This window comes from Psychrobacter sp. TB67, assembly GCF_000511065.1.
GTDB classification, from domain to species: domain Bacteria; phylum Pseudomonadota; class Gammaproteobacteria; order Pseudomonadales; family Moraxellaceae; genus Psychrobacter; species Psychrobacter okhotskensis.
Genome location: NZ_AYYA01000043.1, coordinates 1 through 19,378, shown reverse-complemented (window position 1 = coordinate 19,378; position 19,378 = coordinate 1). Strand labels below are relative to the sequence as shown.

Here is a 19,378-nt window from a genome sequence, read left to right as displayed (position 1 = left end):
AGGCCTGTAGCTCAGCTGGTTAGAGCACCGTGTTGATAACGCGGGGGTCGGCAGTTCAAGTCTGCCCAGGCCTACCATTTATTTACGGGGCCATAGCTCAGTTGGTAGAGCGCCTGCCTTGCACGCAGGAGGTCAACGGTTCGACTCCGTTTGGCTCCACCATAATAAATACGATAGTAACTATATAAACAAGCATAAACAGAAACAAATAATTCAGATATTACATCATACGATTATTTCTTTCTGTTTTATACAGAACTTATGACTCGACGAGAGCGTAAGAACTATTTAAAAACATAGATATGAGTCTGGGTTAGGAACACGTGTTCACGCGTTGTTCCTAACCTTAATAACTCACTACTTAACGACATCAGTTGTTATCCCAGTAGTGAGTTATTAAAAAAGTAAAGAGAACTGAATCAAGCGTATAAACATAGGTGATATCGTTATCATAATTAGACTTATATAACACTTTGAAGTTAAAACTTATTTATAAGTTAAGACTACTTGGGGTTGTATGGTCAAGTAATGAAGCGCACATGGTGGATGCCTTGGCAGTCAGAGGCGATGAAAGACGTGACAGCCTGCGATAAGCTTCGGGGAGGCGGCAATATCCTGTGATCCGGAGATTTCTGAATGGGGAAACCCACTTACCATAAGGTAGGTATCTTGTACTTGTACAAGAAGCGAACGAGGGGAAGTGAAACATCTCAGTACCCTTAGGAATAGACATCAAATGAGATTCCCCAAGTAGCGGCGAGCGAACGGGGAGAAGCCGATTAGTGCTAATGTAGAAGAACAGCGTGGGAAAGCTGACCGTAGTAGGTGATAGTCCTGTATTCGAAACATTAGCGTTAACATATTAAGTAGAGCGGGGCACGAGAAATCCTGTTTGAAGATGGGGGGACCATCCTCCAAGGCTAAATACTCCTGACTGACCGATAGTGAACCAGTACCGTGAGGGAAAGGCGAAAAGAACCCCTGTGAGGGGAGTGAAATAGAACCTGAAACCGTGTGCGTACAAGCAGTGGGAGCCTTAATTTATTAGGGTGACCGCGTACCTTTTGTATAATGGGTCAGCGACTTATGTTCTGTAGCAAGGTTAACCGTTTAGGGGAGCCGTAGGGAAACCGAGTCTTAATAGGGCGTTTAGTTGCAGGGCATAGACCCGAAACCGAGTGATCTATCCATGAGCAGGTTGAAAGTGCCGTAACAGGCACCGGAGGACCGAACCCACTGTCGTTGAAAAGCCAGGGGATGACTTGTGGATAGGGGTGAAAGGCTAATCAAACTCGGTGATAGCTGGTTCTCCCCGAAAGCTATTTAGGTAGCGCCTCGGACGAACACCATTGGGGGTAGAGCACTGTTTCGGCTAGGGGGTCATACCGACTTACCAAACCGATGCAAACTCCGAATACCGATGAGTGATATCCGGGAGACACACAGTGGGTGCTAACGTCCATTGTGGAGAGGGAAACAACCCAGACCGCCAGCTAAGGCCCCAAATTCCTAGTTAAGTGGGAAACGAGGTGGGAAGGCATAGACAGCTAGGAGGTTGGCTTAGAAGCAGCCATCCTTTAAAGAAAGCGTAATAGCTCACTAGTCGAGTCGGCCCGCGCGGAAGATGTAACGGGGCTCAAACTAGGAGCCGAAGCTGCGGATTTGAATTTGTTTTCAAGTGGTAGGGGAGCGTTGTGTAAGCCTGTGAAGGTGTGTCGTAAGGCATGCTGGAGGTATCACAAGAGCGAATGCTGACGTGAGTAACGATAATGCGAGTGAAAAGCTCGCACGCCGGAAGATCAAGGGTTCCAGTCCAACGTTAATCGGGGCTGGGTGAGTCGACCCCTAAGGCGAGGCCGAAAGGCGTAGTCGATGGGAAATCGGTTAATATTCCGATACTTGTTTATAATGCGATGGAGGGACGGAGAAGGTTATGTCAGCCTGGCGTTGGTTGTCCAGGTGAAAGGATGTAGGCTTACAACTTAGGTAAATCCGGGTTGTTATATGGCTGAGATCTGATAGCAAGCTGTACTTGTACAGCGAAGTGGCAAATACCATGCTTCCAGGAAAAGCTTCTAAGCAATAGTTATAAACGAATCGTACCCTAAACCGACACAGGTGATCAGGTAGAGAATACCAAGGCGCTTGAGAGAACTCTGCTGAAGGAACTAGGCAAAATGGTACCGTAACTTCGGGAGAAGGTACGCTGTTGATGGTGATAGGACTTGCTCCTTGAGCTGTTGACAGTCGCAGATACCAGGCTGCTGCAACTGTTTATTAAAAACACAGCACTCTGCAAACACGAAAGTGGACGTATAGGGTGTGATGCCTGCCCGGTGCTGGAAGGTTAATTGATGGGGTTAGCGTAAGCGAAGCTCTTGATCGAAGCCCCAGTAAACGGCGGCCGTAACTATAACGGTCCTAAGGTAGCGAAATTCCTTGTCGGGTAAGTTCCGACCTGCACGAATGGCATAATGATGGCAGCGCTGTCTCCAGCAGAGACTCAGTGAAATCGAAATCGCAGTGAAGATGCTGTGTACCCGCGGCTAGACGGAAAGACCCCGTGAACCTTTACTACAGCTTTACATTGAACTTTGACCTGACTTGTGCAGGATAGGTGGGAGGCTTTGAAGCCGAGACGCTAGTCTTGGTGGAGCCAATCTTGAAATACCACCCTGGTCATGTTGGGGTTCTAACTCAGGTATAACAATACCGAGGACAATGTATGGTGGGTAGTTTGACTGGGGCGGTCTCCTCCTAAAGAGTAACGGAGGAGTACGAAGGTGCGCTCAGACCGGTCGGAAATCGGTCGTAGAGTATAAAGGCAAAAGCGCGCTTAACTGCGAGACCCACAAGTCGAGCAGGTACGAAAGTAGGTCTTAGTGATCCGGTGGTTCTGTATGGAAGGGCCATCGCTCAACGGATAAAAGGTACTCTGGGGATAACAGGCTGATACCGCCCAAGAGTTCATATCGACGGCGGTGTTTGGCACCTCGATGTCGGCTCATCTCATCCTAGGGCTGAAGCAGGTCCTAAGGGTATGGCTGTTCGCCATTTAAAGAGGTACGCGAGCTGGGTTTAGAACGTCGTGAGACAGTTCGGTCCCTATCTACCGTGGGCGTTGGAAATTTGAGAGGATCTGCTCCTAGTACGAGAGGACCAGAGTGGACGAACCTCTGGTGTTCGGGTTGTCACGCCAGTGGCATTGCCCGGTAGCTACGTTCGGATGGGATAACCGCTGAAAGCATCTAAGCGGGAAGCCCACCTCAAGATTAGATTTCCCTAAAGAGCCGTTGAAGACTACGACGTTGATAGGCAGGGTGTGGAAGCACAGCGATGTGTGTAGCTAACCTGTACTAATTGCTCGTTTGGCTTGACCATACAACACCCAAGTGGTTTGTATCAAAGCTCTAATTAATCTATCTTGTATAAGCGAAAGCTTATAGAATATATATATTTCGATATCACCTTTAACCTTGATTCAGTTAGGTTACAAGTTGGTCGACCAATAGATAATATCTTGACGTCATAATAACATCAGACTCATATCTAACCCCCTTTGCTGACGACAATAGCGCGATGGCCCCACCTGATCCCTTCCCGAACTCAGAAGTGAAACATCGTTGCGCCAATGGTAGTGTGGTTCGCCCATGTGAGAGTAGGTCATCGTCAGCTCTCTCTTCTAAAAAGAGCCATCCTTAATTGGATGGCTCTTTTTTTTTGGCTTTTAATCGTTCAACAATAGTTGTCTATACTAGGGCGTGTCTTCAATTCATTCGATAGTCATCTAAATGGGCTAAAAATGGCTAAATCTTGCCAAACATCGTCAAATAGCTGGTTAATATCCCGATATTATCTATGCTGTTTTTCTTGTTTGACAGCAATTTATCTCATTTTTATCGCCATTTTTGAAATGAAAACACGGCCTAGAAAGCCCCATCATACATTTGTATGATGGGGCTTTTATTTAGCTATGATTTCTCCATTTTACTTCGAAATATCACGCTTGTGAGCTTAGTTAGTAGCGTTCTTATCAAATATCTGTTTCAAGCTAGTTGGCTCTTTGCGTTTAGCCATAGTTTGCTCATGGCGTGCCTTGGAGGATGCTTGATAAGCGCGTAAACGAGAATGTTGTATCTTACCAATAGGACGATTCTCTTCTAAACAGCGGAAAGTGGTAAAGCTTAAATCCTCTATCGCGTCGAGATTGCCATCGTCTGGGACGTCTTGACAAGGTATGGTCAAAGTCGCTACGGTAACGAATGGCGCATCAGACTCTTTCCATTCTTGTGTTAGCTGATCAATAGGCTGCTTTTTAAGGTTGCGGCATAATTGAATTTGTACATCGAACTGATAGTCGTGCTCGCGTATCTCTTCGATAATTGCGGGACGTATCGCTTCATCTTCGGTGAACAGGTGAATATTGGTACGCTTAATTTTTTTCATTGAAGCTTTGGTTGGAGTTACTCTGACTTTTGCCATGTAATCACCGTGACGAAAGGCACCTTGTGAAAAATAATCGTACAACCAAGCGTTCTTAGGAGGGGTGGTTGCTAGCTTTCTAAAGGCGTTGAGTGATCGCAAGCCTTCAAGATCAGGGAATTCTTTACCGTATTTAGTCAACCAATGAAAAATGAACTTACCTTTACCCAGTAGACCCTCGCCTAAGTAACCGTTTAAACCGAAATTTAGCTTTGATAAATAAGCGTAATTTTTAAGACTATTGGTAAAAAAAATTGGACTATTTACTAAAGCGTAGTCAAAAGTGGTGCTATCTTCCTCTCCTGGGGCTAATTTTTCACCTGGCACATCGAATATTTTTATCGCCAATCCTTGCCCCAGTCCCAATCGTCTATCTGCACTTACTGCCGCTGCTGCATTGGAAAATCGAATAACCGCATCGTGAATACCAGCTTTAGCGTACAGGCCTTGAGCATATTCCTTAGGAATGTCATCTAATATCTCAAATTTAGCTTTTAGACCACAATAGCTCTTGGCATGAACGGCACGAACATGATGATCGATATCGTTTAAATCTTTGCTTTTTTTGACATATAGACGAATATCATTAGTAATAGTATCAATAATTTTATTATCTTCGTCACTTAACGTAATATATTTCGAGTCATATTTGACATAATTAGGTTTAAATAGTTTTTTTAGCATATTCAGCTACCTATGTATTAGTAGATTAAAATGTGAATTTGTGACTATTTTACAAAAGTTTAGAGTCATTACTTTAAGATAAGTATTGAGAATATGTAACAGTAGATTAATTACTAAATGTTTTGAAAACATAGTGAAGCATTCAGGTTATCGACTCTGTATGGTAAAAACCATTAATGACTAAGCCGATTACCCATTGGGCATTGGGCATTGGACATTTTTATGGTCAGAGATAAGTGCTATATCATTAAAAGCTTACTTACTAGTTTGGTTTAAATTGTTAGACTGGCTAAAATTAACGACATTTATTAAATACAAGCAGAGAAAATATGGCAGTCGATTTTAGTAACACATTGATAGTGGCTATTTCTGCAACCGCCTTGTTTGATTTAGCAGAATCAGAAAATTATTTATTACAACTGTTGGAGCAACATCCTAAAAACGCTATAAAAGAATTTCGCGATTATATGGCCGCGCGTGAGAATGAGCCGTTGAATATTGGTGCAGGTTATCCTCTTATCAAAGCATTGCTAAATTTAAATCGCTATTGTGAAGATGATGCAACATGCACCTTTGATATTGAAGCGCCTTTGGTGGAAGTGGTCATTGTGTCAAAAAGTAGCCCTGATACTGGTATTCAAGTGCTCAATGCGATTCGTGAGCATGAATTAAACATTTCACGCTCAGCATTTATATCAGGAAGTCCTGTCGCACCTTATATCAAAGACTTCAATGTGGATTTATTTTTGACGACCAACCGTGATGACGCTCAACAAGTTGCAGATGCTGATATTTGTGCCTGTGCCATTCTAGATGCCACTCCCGTAAATACTTATGAGCTGGATACCAAGCAACTGCGTATCGCTTTTGATGGTGATGCGGTGCTTTTTGACGATTCAGGTGAGCTATTGTATAAACAAAAAGGATTGCGCGCTTTTCATGATCGGGAAGCCCAAATGCGCGATCTACCGATTGAAAAAGGTCCGTATGCTGAGCTATTGATTAAGCTATCTAATTTACAAGAACGTTTGCCTGCTGGTCTACAGTATTCGCCAATCAAGATAGCTCTGGTGACCGCGCGCAATGCACCTGCTGACTTACGGGCTATCAAAACGCTGCGAGAGTGGGGCGTCAATGTAGATATGGCATTTTTCTTGGGTGGGCTTGAAAAAACAGCGGTATTAAAAACTTTTGCACCGCATATTTTCTTTGATGATTCAGTAAAACACATTGATGCCGCACGTAATTTTGTTCCTACCGCCCTAGTACCTTACCATTCAACATCGTTATTGCATGCCAATAGTTACTCAACAGCGGGCAAAGATGCCTCGTTATTATCATTTAAGCCTATACATCAACCATTGTTTTCTGTGAGCCATTAAGATAAGTTGAATAAAATAATATCAATAGGATAAGAAATTATATGAATTGGCGGCAATTACTCACGCTGATCCTAGTACGAATCAAGCAAGTTATTGGGTTATATGCTTTTGTATTAGTGCCGATGTGGGGAATGTTTTTTCTTAACAAATTTGCCCTGTTTGGGCTATGGAATATTTTTGGTATTGTACCGCGCGCCCTTGATGTTGGCAGTATGATAGGAGTTTTTGCTTCATGGACGATGCATGGCAATTTTTCACATTTGCTTGGTAATACCTTAACGTTATTACAAATCCTATTTTTATTTGGGCTTTTTGAAAACAATGCTTATCGTACAGTTGTGAAGCTAATAATCGCCTCCGGCTTGGTCACTTGGGTCATAGGCTCACCACTATCGATTCACATTGGTGCGTCAGGGCTGTGTTTTGCGATGCTTGGTTATATGATAGGTGGCGCCGTGTTTGCGCGGCGTTGGGGCTATCTACTAGCTTGTATTATCATGGGTACCGGTTATTGGCTGACTATCAAACAAGGATTGATGCCGCAGCAAGGTATCTCCTTTGCGGCACATTTCGGTGGTTTATGCGCTGGTCTATTACTAGGGGCAAACTCAAAACATCAGTATACTGCTACTGCTCAGCGTTATTAATTACTGAGCATGACTAACGGCGGAGTGTTTTATGGTTTATTCATTAGCTTCTTAAACTTATTTATATCCCGTTTAGTCGCTATCGTTCAGATTAAGGACATGCCCTAGCTCTTATTATTACAAATACTGATAAATAAGGGATCATCTGTTGCTAAAGGTTGCCATTTGGTTGAACGGTTAACATGCTCATTGACCGTCAAAGTGCTGTCCTTCGCTGGCATAATATAATCGGCACGTGCTGGTGTGCTGCAATCAATGACTTGCGGAACTTGCTTAACACTCATGCGTCTTTCAAACAAATATAGATTGGTTAAATAGAGATTTGGATTGTCTATTTGCGCTCGTGCGTGACCACTGTCAGCTGCCATAAAGCGTATCGTTTGTGGTTTTACATATGACCATGGTCGAAACCACACACTCTCATCGATCTTTTTGACCACAGTCATGCCTTCTGGCAGTTGCGCGACTTGCTGATCATACCAATTATATTCTTGATGAACCTGAAATCCAAAGATACCGAGAGCAGCAAACGCTGGGATCAGCCATTTTGGTGCTTTTTTGCCTGCCAGTTTACTGAGGTGAGTTATAACAAGTGCCAACCCAGCCAAACCAAATCCGGCAGCCATGGTGGCGATAAACTCATAAAGCATAAGACTTTTCCTTAATACACGGTGAGTATAGGCCAATCATAAAATAGTAAATTTTTATTATGTCGTTCTTATAAAGCGGCTTTTTATAGATTAACTGTCACTAAACGACTGTTATCAAATAATTTCTATTACGCTATATAGATAAAAAAACACTCACAAGCAGCGGCTGCCTGTGAGTGATATGCATAAAGGATACCATACTACATACCAGAGCTTAGTGGTCCACTGCGCCGCCAGCTCCGCGTGGAGAACGAACGCTTTCAACCAATTCTTGGATATGTAATGGTGGTGCTTTAGTCGCGTAAGATACAATGAACGCAACGATAAAGTTGAGCAAGGCACCAATCGCACCAAATGATAATGGCGAGATACCAAACAACCAGTATTCTTCCGTATCAGGGAAGTTAGCCGTACCACTGATGAAGAACCAGCCTTTGAAAACAAAGATATAAACCAAGATACTAATCAGACCTGTCAACATACCGGCGATAGCGCCAAGGTTGTTAATACGCTTAGAGAAAATACCCATCATCAATGCTGGGAACAGTGAAGCACCTGCAATACCAAAGGCTAAGGCAACCACCTGTGCCGCGAATCCTGGTGGGTTAATACCCAGCCAAGTAGCCACGACAATCGCGACACCCATTGTGATACGGGCGACACGTAGCTCACCCTTATCAGTGATGTTTGGATTAAGGTTTCTCTTAATCAAGTCATGACTGATGGCTGATGAGATGGCAAGTAGTAGACCAGCGGCTGTTGATAGTGCTGCTGCCAAACCACCTGCAGCGATAAGACCGATAACCCATGGTGGCAGTTGAGCGATTTCTGGGTTAGCCAATACTAAGATATCGGCGTTGACGTCTAGCTCGTTACCTGCCCAACCTGCATTGGCAAAGCGGCCATCGACTTCTAGATCATGTGCTGTGCGAGCTTCTGCTACAGCAGCAGTGGCAGCTGCAACATCTCCGCCTTCTGCTTCAGCCGTGTTGAGTGCTAGCTGAGCCGCACCCAATCCACTGTCGTTATATAACTGAATACGACCATCGTTATTTAGGTCGTTATATTTAATAAGACCAGTATCTTCCCATGTTCTCATCCAATCTGGACGCTGCTCATAAGTAAGCGCAGGCTCTTCCACACCTTGTGGATAGATCGTATCGATCAAGTTGAGACGCGCCATTGCACCCACTGCAGGGGCGGTAAAGTATAGTAATGAGATAAATACAAGGGTCCAACCCGCTGTCCAACGTGCGTCAGCGACTTTAGGAACCGTGAAAAAGCGAATGATAACGTGGGGCAGACCCGCAGTACCAATCATAAGCGATAAGGTAAACAGCACCATATTTAGCTTGTTAGGAACGTCAGCCGTATAAGCTGCAAAGCCTAAATCAGTGACTACTTGATCGAGTTTGGTTAATAAAGGAATACCTGCTTCAGTATGGTTAGAGAATAAACCAAGACCGGGAATTGGATTGCCTGTTAACTCAAGTGAGATAAAGACCGCAGGAATGGTATAAGCAATCATAAGAACGACATACTGCGCAACCTGCGTATAAGTGATCCCCTTCATGCCACCAAGTACAGCGTAGAAGAAGACAACGACCGCAGCAATCAGTAGGCCAGTGGTGTTTTCAACTTCTAAGAAGCGTGAGAAAGCAACGCCAGCACCAGTCATCTGACCGATAACATAAGTAGTCGAGGCGATAATCAAACAAACCACGGCAATCATAGCCGCTGTCTTAGAATAAAAACGGTCGCCGATAAAGTCAGGAACCGTAAATTTACCGAACTTACGTAAGTATGGCGCTAGGAGCATCGCTAGCAGTACATAGCCACCTGTCCAACCCATTAAATACGTCGAGGCACCATAACCACCAGCGGCAAGGATACCGGCCATCGAGATGAATGACGCTGCACTCATCCAGTCAGCAGCCGTTGCCATACCGTTTACGACTGGATGCACACCACCACCAGCCACATAGAATTCGCTGGTCGTACCAGCACGCGCCCAAATCGCAATACCGAAGTAGAGAGCGAAGGACAGACCCACAAAAATAATATTAATTGTAAATTGACTCATAGTGCTATTCCTCGTCTACGCCATATTGTTTATCTAACTTGTTCATACGCCACGCGTAAAAAAAGATCAAGATGATGAAGACTGCAATAGAACCTTGCTGAGCAAACCAAAAGCCTAGATCAGTACCGCCGATTCTAATGCCTGCTAACAGAGGACGTAAAAGAATAGCAAAACCATAAGAAACTAGTGCCCAAATGACTAGGCTACCTAGGATGAGACGGACATTGGCACGCCAATAACCGGATGGATCGTTGTGGTTTTCCATAGGACAACTCCTTTTGTCTTGCCTAAAAACGGAATTATTGGTTTAAGTGTGATAAGCCGTTAAGGTTTCGCAGGTATCACTAAAAGCGATACGACGTTTATAGCAATGAACAGCATTGCCTGACAAACGATCAAAGCAGAACGGAAACGACCAATCAGCGTCACTAACTAAAATCACCAACAAAATAAGCGAGTTTTGGGCTATTTTTTCGACTGAAAACATCATAAAAAATAACTATTCACTGCGCATTACCCTAAAAAAGTGGGTAATACCTAAAATATGATGGATTGCTTAAAATTTAATTATCTAAAATAAATAGCAGTATTAATTAAATATGACAGGCAGGAAGAACGATATATTTCGAGGAAGGTAGATGGGGCATAACAATCCATTGTTCTTGAAGCTCTTATCTTCCTGACAAGCATCTTAAGGTTTGTACAACGCTAATTACTCATGCCAATAAGTAAATATTAACTTTATCGGAATGTCTATACCATTCAAGGTATCAGTAATAAAAAAATTGATAAGAAAATTTCAATCGTTAAACGTATGGTCAATCAATGCGACGAAACACTTATTCTGACACGATATACATAAATTATAAACGTTACTGAAATACTACTACAACTGTCTAAATTGTGCTGTGAATTTGTTACTTTATACATTCTATAGGATATGAGTGGCAAGTAACATTTATTTTAAAAATAAAGTTACTAAGTTGATAACCAAATGTGATGATTGTAGGGCATTTAATCTCTATAGAATGCCCGTAGCGTTTTGATAGCAAGTATTGAATACCAATAAATCAAGATTTTTACTGATTAAACCCTGTTATCAGTATCTAAAAAAGTAGGTTATATAAAGCGTAAATGAGGAGCTCGTATGAACGAAGGCATAGCAAATTGGTTCAATAGTATCGTCAATTATGGCGTTAGTATTATCTGGGGTAACAATGATTGGTTGATCGCGAGTAATCCTTGGTACGGATTGCTCATGTTCGTACTGATTGGCGCAGGTATTTATTTTACCATCGTCACCCGCTTTATCCAATTTCGCCACTTTGGTCACATGTGGCAGCTATTACGCGTCTCAAACCAAGGGCGTAAAGATGGCGGCATCAGCTCGTTTGAGGCTTTGATGACCTCACTCGCGGCGCGTGTTGGTACGGGTAACTTGGCGGGGGTTGCCATTGCTATTTATCTCGGTGGTCCGGGTGCTGTTTTTTGGATGTGGATGACCGCGATAGTCGGTATGTCGACCAGCTTTATTGAGTCGACTTTAGCGCAAGCATATAAGGTGCCGCACAATGATAACGTTTACCGCGGTGGACCTGCTTACTATATCGAGAAAGGTTTAGGAAAGCGCTGGCTGGCGATATTTTTCTCGCTTTGCCTACTCGTCGCATTTGGTCTGGCATTTAATGGCGTGCAATCCAATACGATTGCGCAAGCGACCAATGAAGCGTTTGGCATTCCAACGTGGATGACAGGTTTGGTGCTGGTCGTATTGGTGGCGCCAGTGGTATTTGGTGGTTTGCGCTCGGTAGCCCGCATCGCGGGCAAAATCGTACCAGTGATGGCTATTTTATATATTTTATTAGCGCTATTCATTATCGTGACCAATTTCAGTCAGTTCCCAGCAGCGATTGCTTTGATTGTAAAGTCAGCCTTTGGCTTTGAGCAAGCAGCGGGCGGGGTCATCGGTTACGGTATCGCTCAGGCGATGATCAACGGTATCAAACGCGGTTTGTTTTCTAACGAAGCCGGTATGGGCTCCGCACCCAATGCGGCGGCAACGGCCAAAAGTCATCCCGATCATCCAGCAGTGCAAGGATTTATGCAGATGCTCGGGGTCTTTATGGATACCTTGGTTATTTGTACCGCTACTGCCTCTATTATTATCTTGTCTGGAGTGGTTGACCCCAACGTCGAACAAGAAGGTATCCAGCTTACTCAGTTGGCACTATCGCAATATGTTGGCGATATGGGGGTAATATTCGTCGCGATTGCTATTTTCTTTTTCTCATTTACGTCTATCATTGCTAACTATAGTTATGGCGAGTCTAATCTTGAATTTATCTCTGGTGCCAAAAATGCCAAAGTGATGATTATGATTTTCCGCTTTATGGTTTTAGGTATGGTGTTCGTCGGCGCGATTGCTAGTTTGCCAGCAATATGGAACTTTGCTGATTTGTCGATGGGTCTTATGGCCTTGACCAACTTAGTCGCTATTTTAATCCTATCGCCAGTGGCCTTAAGAATATTGCGTGACTATGAGCGACAAGTAAAAGAGGGCAAAACTGGCGATCAAATTAAATTTAATCCTGATGACTTTGTGAAGCTAAAAGACGAAGCCAATCGTGATGCCTGGACGGATTAAGCTGACAGATTGGTTGTGATTATTAAATAAAGTGTATAAGTACAAAAAAACCGCCCTTATGATTAAGAGCGGTTTTTTATTGATTTCTTTATCTCAAATATGATTTACATATTTGGATAGTTAGGACCGCCGCCACCTTCTGGCGTCACCCAAGTAATGTTCTGCGAAGGATCTTTGATATCACAGGTCTTACAATGCACACAGTTTTGCGCATTGATAACGAACTTAGCGCCTTCTGCATCTTTGACCACTTCGTAAACACCCGCTGGGCAGTACAAACGTGCTGGCTCAGCATATAAAGGTAAGTTAATTGAAATAGGCACCGTTTGATCGGTAAGTTTTAAGTGCGTTGGTTGATCTTCAGCATGGTTGGTATTAGAGATAAATACCGACGATAACTTATCAAAGATCAGTTTACCATCAGGCTTGAGGTAAGTAGGCTGATAAGCGTGGTTGGCACGCTCTAGCTGATCGTAATCTGGCAGGTTATCGTGTAAGGTAAATGGCATTTTACCTTTCAATAAGTTGTGCTCGATAAAGGTGAAAGTACCACCCATGAATAGACCCATACGGTGTATTGCAGGCGAGAAGTTGCGCGACTCGTAATTATCTTGGTACAACCACGACTCTTTATACATAGTCGTATAAGCAATCACTTCGTCATGCTGACGATCAGCTTGTACCGCTTCGAAAATCGCTTCGGCGGCGAGCATGCCTGACTTCATTGACGTGTGCGTACCTTTGATTTTAGCTGGGTTTAAGAATCCAGCGTCATCACCGACCAATACACCTCCAGGGAAGGTGAATTTTGGTAAGGAGTTGAGACCGCCCTTAGTCAAAGCACGAGCGCCGTAAGAGATACGCTTGCCGCCTTCGAGTACATTCTTAATGACAGGGTGCGTCTTTAGGCGCTGCATCTCGTCAAATGGCGACATGTACGGGTTATGATAGGACAAATCAGCGACAAGACCAAAGCTTACTTGGTTGTTTTCATCGAAGTATAACCACCAACCACCAGTAGAGCCCGTTTCGGTCAATGGCCAGCCAAGTCCGTGCATGACCACGCCTTGCTCGTGCTTCTCTGGCACAACTTCCCACAATTCTTTTAGACCAATACCATAATGCTGAGGATCTGAGTCTTTATCAAGATCAAAACGGCTGATTAAGCGTTTGCCTAGATGACCACGGCTGCCTTCGGCAAAAATAGTATATTTGGCAAGCAGCTCATAACCCGGCTCAAAGCTTGGCTTGGCTTCGCCATTGGCCGCCACACCCATATCACCAGTCAGGATACCGCGTACCGAACCATCGTCATTATATAAGATGTCATCAGCTGGGAAGCCTGGGAACATCATGACTTCTAACTCTTCGGCTTGTACGGCCAACCAACGAACCACATTTCCCAATGAGACAATATAGTTGCCGTCATTGTGCATCGGTGCTGGGATTAAAGGATCTGGTACTTTGGTAGAGCGTGTGGCTGAATTTAAGTAGTAGAAGCGATCTTCGGTGGCTGGCACGTTTAGCGGTGCGCCTTTTTCTTTCCAGTCTGGTATCAGCTCATTTAAAGCACGCGGCTCGATAACAGCGCCAGATAAAGTATGAGCACCGAATTCAGAGCCTTTTTCAACCACACAAACCATAAATTCATCATTGCCAGCTTTGATAGCGAGCTGACGCAGACGAATCGCAGCAGATAGACCCGCAGGTCCGCCGCCGACGATGATGACGTCGAATTCCATTGATTCGCGCTCAATCTCAGGCTCTGCCGCGACAGGTTCTACTACTGGTTCAGGCGTTTTTTCGACCGCTACTTTCTCAGCAGGCTCTTTATCCACGGCGACAGGTTCGACTGCTGCTTCTGTCGCAGTTTCAATGGTCTCAGTTTCAATGGTCTCAGCTTTTTTGAGGTCTGCGGTTTCGACAGCAATCTCTTCAGCTGGCGCTTCTTTGGTCAGCGTCGTTGACTCTGGCTTTGTGGTGTCTAGCTTGGCCGTATCTGTCGCGACTGGTGCATCAGTGTGAACGCTATCACCGTCGACGACTGGCTTTTGATTGTCTTGCTCTTGCATACCTACTCCTAAACTTTTAGTGGCTTATCTCAGGGCATCATTAGCTTAACAATTGCATAATAAGGCTTGCGGCGCTAATTTCACTCAGACATATGGCTGCTCGACAGAAACTGTCTTTGCGGCATCAATTGACAACGTTGCTGTTAAACCTAGTGAATAAAAAGCGATCAACATATCCGCTAATAAAATGTGTCACTAAGACAACGCGCACTTGACTGTTTCAATAAAAAATCGTTACTCATTATAAAAGAAAAGTCCTACAAACACGATACGCATTTATGAGTATCGGTGTTAAGGTAAGATTTGGGTAGTAAAGGTATAATGACGATATGGTCCCATCATACCCGAAACTAAAATTTATAGTAATAGTAGATTTTCCAAACTTTAATTACTAGGTAAAGGATTAGATGATGAGCGATAATAATATTAAGACGGATAATAATTCGCAAAACAGTGCTAACAGACCGCAGGACGTGGCATCCAACCCAAATGCTATAGAAGCACTGAATCAATATTTAAAGTCTGCTGCAGGGACACGTGAAGGTCGGTCGATACCGCCACTGGAAAAGTGGCATCCTGAACAAGTCGCCGATATGGATTTGGTCATCAAAGCCAACGGTGAGTGGTGGCATGAGGGCGGGCAAATGACCAGAGAGTCATTGGTGAGCTTATTTGCCACTATCTTATGGAAAGAAGAAAATAATGGGGTAGTAGAGTACTTTTTAAAGACGCCTGTACAAAAACTTCGCATCCAAGTGGAAGATGCACCGTTACTTATCAATGATGTTGGTATCGTTAAAGAAGCTAATCATAGCTGGCTAGAGTTTACCACGACGACTGGCGATGTGGTACGTTTAGACGATGAGCATCCGATTACTTTGCAGACTTATACAGCTGATGACTCTGCTGATAATCAAGCTGACACGCAAGTAAAACCTTATATGCCAGTCAGAAATGGCTTGACTGCGTTGATCGCTCGTAATGCCTTTTATCATCTAACTGAAATCGGCGAATTAACAGAGCGAGCAGGTGAGACAATACTGACCTTGCAAAGTGGTGGCCAGTCTTATGAGCTGTCGATGCCAGCTGGCTAATTAGCATCAAGCCTCAATAAAAACTGTCTATCCATACGATAGACTGTTTTTTATTTATCATAAAAATACCGTTTTAAACGCGCTATTGAGAAGCTAAGTTTCAAGGGTTGTGTCTAAAAGATTGCGTCTAAAGAATTATGTTTAAAAATTAACATTTGAAAAATGCTATTGAAATGCTATTGAAATGAAGGTATCGATATGAAAACAGCGGTAGCGTACCGATGAATATTGCTGCAGCCAACCTGTTAAACGTAGTTGAGACACCGTCGACTGCCGTTGAAAAGCAGGATTTTAAACAAGCGGTTATTCATAGCGCTGAAAATACCACTTCGGTTAGCCAAACTATGGCTAATAAAGAGCGCAATGCGCCGATTGGCTTATTTGATTCTGGGGTTGGTGGTCTGTCTGTGTATCTGCATTTAGCCCAGCAACTCCCTGCCGAGCGTTATGTTTATTATGCAGATACCTTGCATGTACCGTATGGCAATCGTGATAGCAAAGACATCGAAGCATTGACCTTGACAGCCGTAGAGTGGCTGTATCAGCAGGGCTGCAAGCTCATTGTGATTGCTTGCAACAGTGCATCTGCTTATGCTTTAGAGACAGCTAGACGTTGTTATCCGCAGTTGCCTATTGTCGGCTTGGTACCAGCGCTCAAGCCCGCCGTGTTAGCAAGTAAAAGCAATCATGTCGCGGTATTGGCCACCAAAGCAACTTTGAACGGTACGCTACTTAATGAAGTCATCACGGCTATTGCTAGTCCTAACCGTACCCTAGTGACCAAGTATTTTGATCCAGAGCTGGTGCCTTGGGTCGAGGCAGGCATGCCAGAAGAGTGTGAGACCGCACAACGGCTACGCCAGCAGCTACAGATATTTGCACAAAATGGAGTCGATCAATTGGTGCTGGGCTGTACTCATTATCCATTTTTTAAAGCATTCTTATTGGATGAGATTGCACAGCAACAGCTATCGATACAAGTGGTGGACTCAGGACAGGCGATTGCTGAACGGGTCAAGCAACTATTAGTGGCAAACCAAATTTCTGCTTTGCTTAATGATGGTGCTCAGGATGATCATAAAGAGAGTAGGGATATGGGCATAATTAACCGACCACCGTTGACTTTTTATGCAACCAAATATGATGAAAAATTGGCTATACTGATACAGCGTTTGCTTGGCAAAGAGACACACCTACAGTACTATGCTTAGTAAGCTCCATCATTGATAGGTAATGGCAAGCCCTTTTATATCCACAATTTTGCATTTATATCAGTTACTATCCCTCTAATGAGAAAATAAACTGAGCGTATCTGCCTAGGATTATGCTAGGCTAGTCTGTGCAAGACAAGATATTTGTGCTTTTATTCCACCCATACTTATTTGTGTCATTATCCAAGCGCAGAGGTTATTTTGCCAAACCGTCGTTATCATATTCATGTCATTTGCGCTGACAACGATCAGTTGTTGGTTTTGAACAGTGTGGCGATTTTTTTTCAGGCGCGGGCATTCTTAACCTACGATGTCTCTAGTAAGTTACCGAAAGCTTCATTATACGGTCGCCAATGTATCGATGCCTGTGATTATGCGCTAATGATCATTGGCGATAGCTATGGCACCATGCAAAACACTGGTGTCAGTCAAATGCATCTGAGCTATCTGAATGCCAAAGCCAAGCTCAAGCCTTTACTCATCTTGGTCAAAAACCATCCTCAGGGTGCAGATGTCAGTCGGCAGTTGCAAGAGTTTATTAATACGGTTACTCAGCAAGCTAAGCATTTGCATCATTATGATGAGGATACGGATATTGAGAAACTGCTCATTCAAGCCTACCCTAACATGGTGATTCAACATAGCGTAAAAGACGTGTGGGTAAGGGTTAGTGAAGAATCAGTCCGGCTAAGCAAACAAGCCGCCTTGTCTGAATCCATAATCTCCCCATCCCCTACGAGCACGCTGCTAAAACAAAATAACCGTGTCGTCCACCAAGGTACTGCCACGGATAGTGTCAGTAAACCTATCGTCTTAACAGACACTTTTGTGATTCAATATAGTGCGCAAGCCTATGCTGGCGGCAACTTGACAGATGTCACCAGATCGATGACCTTAACGTGGCAAGAGATATTGAGCACCTTGATGAAGATACCGGCGACATTCTCAAGCTACGGTTTACAAAGTGCCATTAATCGCCTCATTGCCTCCAAGGCTGAGCACGATATCAAGCAAGAGATGCCCAACGTCCACGCCGTAGCACGCTGCCAAATTGCCCAAAATGACTTAAACCATTTGCAACGCCAGCTGGTCGCGGCGAACTGGATACAGTTAACGACTTATGGTACGCGAGTCTCACAAGAATTGTGGAAATTGACTTTCTATGCCCAAAACCTACTAAAAAATAAACAATCAACCGTTCAGACTTAGTAATGGTAATCAGAAACTCTAATCAATGGCACGGTAAGGATTGTCAACGGATTTCCTGTGCTTGCTACTACGTTTTGTAATACAAAGCATACGCGGCAACGGTTGTGAATTTAGCCAAGACTCGTGATAATAAAGGTCAATAGCGTAAAATGGTTTTACGATATTGGTTAGTAGAATAATAGTTATTAAAATAATAATTGAGATAAAAACGATTCAAATGGTGTACTAGCCTATATAAACTTATCTACCGTAAAAACGACAAACATAAAAGCGTATAATAATATTGACTGATTAAGGAGCACTATCATGAGTAATGATAAACATGACGAGTTAAGAAAAGAGATTGATGGCCTAGAGAAAACCATGCATGATGCCGAACAATATCACACGCTAGAAGAGCAAGTGGCGGATATGAAGCGCCGTGGCATCGACCCTAGTAAAGCCTATAAAGATTGGGACAAAAAACAGGAAGACGAAGATTGGGGCGACGACACCTGGAAAGAAAATGGTAAATGGGAGCCGAAGACGCCTGCGGATTTGGATGATAAAGCCCGTGAAAATTGGGATGGTAATAATGGCAAACCCAATCCACCACCGATCGTATAAATGATCTCAATAGGTAATCGCTTGATCAAAAAAAGCCACGCTAATCATATTAGCATGGCTTTTTTTAATCTCTTGGATTCAACATTGAAGTGCAACGCACCCGAAGCTAGATTTTACCTCAAGAGGCGTTCTAAACCCTAGCACCTTTCTAGGTCGATTATTTAAACTGTCTTCAATCGACTGAACTAAGTGCCTGCATAGGTTATCCAGACGCATTGACTTCGGTAGAAACTGACGAATTAACCCATTGGTATTCTCATTCGTTCCACGCTCCCAAGAATGATAAGGCTGAGCGAAGTAAATATCAGCCTTTAACGCTGTTGCCATCGTTTCATGGTCAGCAAACTCTTTACCGTTATCAAAGGTGATACTTAACGCCTGTTCACCTTTTAGCATGCCAATACAAGCTTGTGTGACGGCTACTGCCTTGCGATTGGGTAGCGCTTTGATCTTAGTCTCTCGAGTTGTTCTATCCACTAGAGTGACAAGCACACCTTGATGTCCACGACCAACCACCGTATCCCCTTCATAATCGCCCATACGACTGCGCGCTTCAATGATACTGGGACGGTCATTGATATCACAGCGGTTCGCTATCTTTCCGCGCCTATCAT

Annotated in this window: 14 protein-coding genes, 2 tRNA genes and 2 rRNA genes; 11 read left to right on the top strand and 7 right to left on the bottom strand. The window is 43.7% G+C overall.

Annotated elements, in window-relative coordinates; translation table 11 throughout:
* The 4 genes from W293_RS0106265 to rrf all read left to right on the top strand — a co-directional run bounded on the left by W293_RS0106265 (position 1) and on the right by rrf (position 3,675).
* Positions 1-77, top strand: a tRNA-Ile gene (locus W293_RS0106265).
* Between the two features lie 9 nt (positions 78-86).
* A tRNA-Ala gene (locus W293_RS0106260) sits at positions 87-162 on the top strand.
* 357 nt (positions 163-519) lie between these two features.
* Positions 520-3,381: ribosomal RNA gene (locus W293_RS0106255) — 23S ribosomal RNA — on the top strand.
* A 180-nt stretch (positions 3,382-3,561) separates the two neighbouring features.
* Positions 3,562-3,675 (top strand): 5S ribosomal RNA (rrf, locus tag W293_RS0106250).
* Positions 3,676-4,014: 339 nt separating this feature from the next.
* Here the strand turns inward: rrf and W293_RS0106245 are convergent.
* Positions 4,015-5,166, bottom strand: a complete 1,152-nt coding sequence (locus W293_RS0106245; protein WP_025651611.1) for a catalase family protein — start codon at positions 5,164-5,166, stop codon at positions 4,015-4,017.
* 329 nt (positions 5,167-5,495) lie between these two features.
* Between W293_RS0106245 and W293_RS0106240 the strand changes: the two genes are divergently transcribed.
* Both W293_RS0106240 and W293_RS0106235 read left to right on the top strand, forming a co-directional pair.
* Positions 5,496-6,548: a 5'-nucleotidase gene (locus tag W293_RS0106240; RefSeq protein WP_025651610.1), complete on the top strand. Its 1,053-nt coding sequence runs from the start codon at positions 5,496-5,498 to the stop codon at positions 6,546-6,548.
* Between the two features lie 41 nt (positions 6,549-6,589).
* Positions 6,590-7,195 carry a rhomboid family intramembrane serine protease gene (locus W293_RS0106235; RefSeq protein WP_025651609.1) on the top strand — a complete coding sequence of 202 codons (606 nt, stop codon included), beginning with the start codon at positions 6,590-6,592 and terminating at the stop codon, positions 7,193-7,195.
* Positions 7,196-7,299: 104 nt separating this feature from the next.
* Here W293_RS0106235 and W293_RS0106230 read toward each other — a convergent pair whose 3' ends face one another.
* From W293_RS0106230 to W293_RS0106215, 4 genes are all read right to left on the bottom strand, one after another.
* Positions 7,300-7,845, bottom strand: coding sequence for a hypothetical protein (locus tag W293_RS0106230; protein WP_025651608.1), 546 nt, complete (start codon positions 7,843-7,845; stop codon positions 7,300-7,302).
* A gap of 214 nt (positions 7,846-8,059) precedes the next feature.
* The gene (locus tag W293_RS0106225) at positions 8,060-9,928 is read right to left on the bottom strand and encodes a sodium:solute symporter family protein (protein ID WP_025651607.1); all 1,869 of its coding nucleotides are present in this window, start codon (positions 9,926-9,928) and stop codon (positions 8,060-8,062) included.
* Between the two features lie 4 nt (positions 9,929-9,932).
* Complete coding sequence (locus W293_RS0106220) at positions 9,933-10,193, bottom strand: DUF4212 domain-containing protein (protein ID WP_025651606.1); 261 nt, start codon at positions 10,191-10,193, stop codon at positions 9,933-9,935.
* Positions 10,194-10,235: 42 nt separating this feature from the next.
* Positions 10,236-10,418 (bottom strand): hypothetical protein, encoded by a 183-nt coding sequence (locus tag W293_RS0106215; protein WP_025651605.1) that lies wholly within the window; start codon positions 10,416-10,418, stop codon positions 10,236-10,238.
* A 657-nt stretch (positions 10,419-11,075) separates the two neighbouring features.
* Here W293_RS0106215 and W293_RS0106210 point away from each other — a divergent pair.
* Positions 11,076-12,572 carry an alanine/glycine:cation symporter family protein gene (locus W293_RS0106210; RefSeq protein WP_025651604.1) on the top strand — a complete coding sequence of 499 codons (1,497 nt, stop codon included), beginning with the start codon at positions 11,076-11,078 and terminating at the stop codon, positions 12,570-12,572.
* Positions 12,573-12,676: 104 nt separating this feature from the next.
* On the opposite strand, the gene W293_RS0106205 is transcribed toward W293_RS0106210, so the two are convergent.
* On the bottom strand, positions 12,677-14,314 hold the full coding sequence (locus W293_RS0106205) for an electron transfer flavoprotein-ubiquinone oxidoreductase (protein ID WP_037026260.1): 1,638 nt from the start codon (positions 14,312-14,314) through the stop codon (positions 12,677-12,679).
* 740 nt (positions 14,315-15,054) lie between these two features.
* Between W293_RS0106205 and W293_RS0106200 the strand changes: the two genes are divergently transcribed.
* The 4 genes from W293_RS0106200 to W293_RS0106185 all read left to right on the top strand — a co-directional run bounded on the left by W293_RS0106200 (position 15,055) and on the right by W293_RS0106185 (position 18,764).
* Positions 15,055-15,738: a DUF1285 domain-containing protein gene (locus W293_RS0106200; protein WP_025651602.1), complete on the top strand. Its 684-nt coding sequence runs from the start codon at positions 15,055-15,057 to the stop codon at positions 15,736-15,738.
* A 221-nt stretch (positions 15,739-15,959) separates the two neighbouring features.
* Positions 15,960-16,949: a glutamate racemase gene (gene murI / locus W293_RS0106195; RefSeq protein ID WP_025651601.1), complete on the top strand. Its 990-nt coding sequence runs from the start codon at positions 15,960-15,962 to the stop codon at positions 16,947-16,949.
* Between the two features lie 144 nt (positions 16,950-17,093).
* Positions 17,094-18,158: a DUF4062 domain-containing protein gene (locus W293_RS0106190; protein WP_025651600.1), complete on the top strand. Its 1,065-nt coding sequence runs from the start codon at positions 17,094-17,096 to the stop codon at positions 18,156-18,158.
* Positions 18,159-18,464: 306 nt separating this feature from the next.
* Complete coding sequence (locus W293_RS0106185; protein ID WP_025651599.1) at positions 18,465-18,764, top strand: hypothetical protein; 300 nt, start codon at positions 18,465-18,467, stop codon at positions 18,762-18,764.
* A gap of 78 nt (positions 18,765-18,842) precedes the next feature.
* Here the strand turns inward: W293_RS0106185 and W293_RS0106180 are convergent.
* Positions 18,843-19,378 (bottom strand): IS30 family transposase (locus W293_RS0106180; RefSeq protein WP_025651598.1); only part of this gene is annotated, 536 nt, incomplete at its 5' end.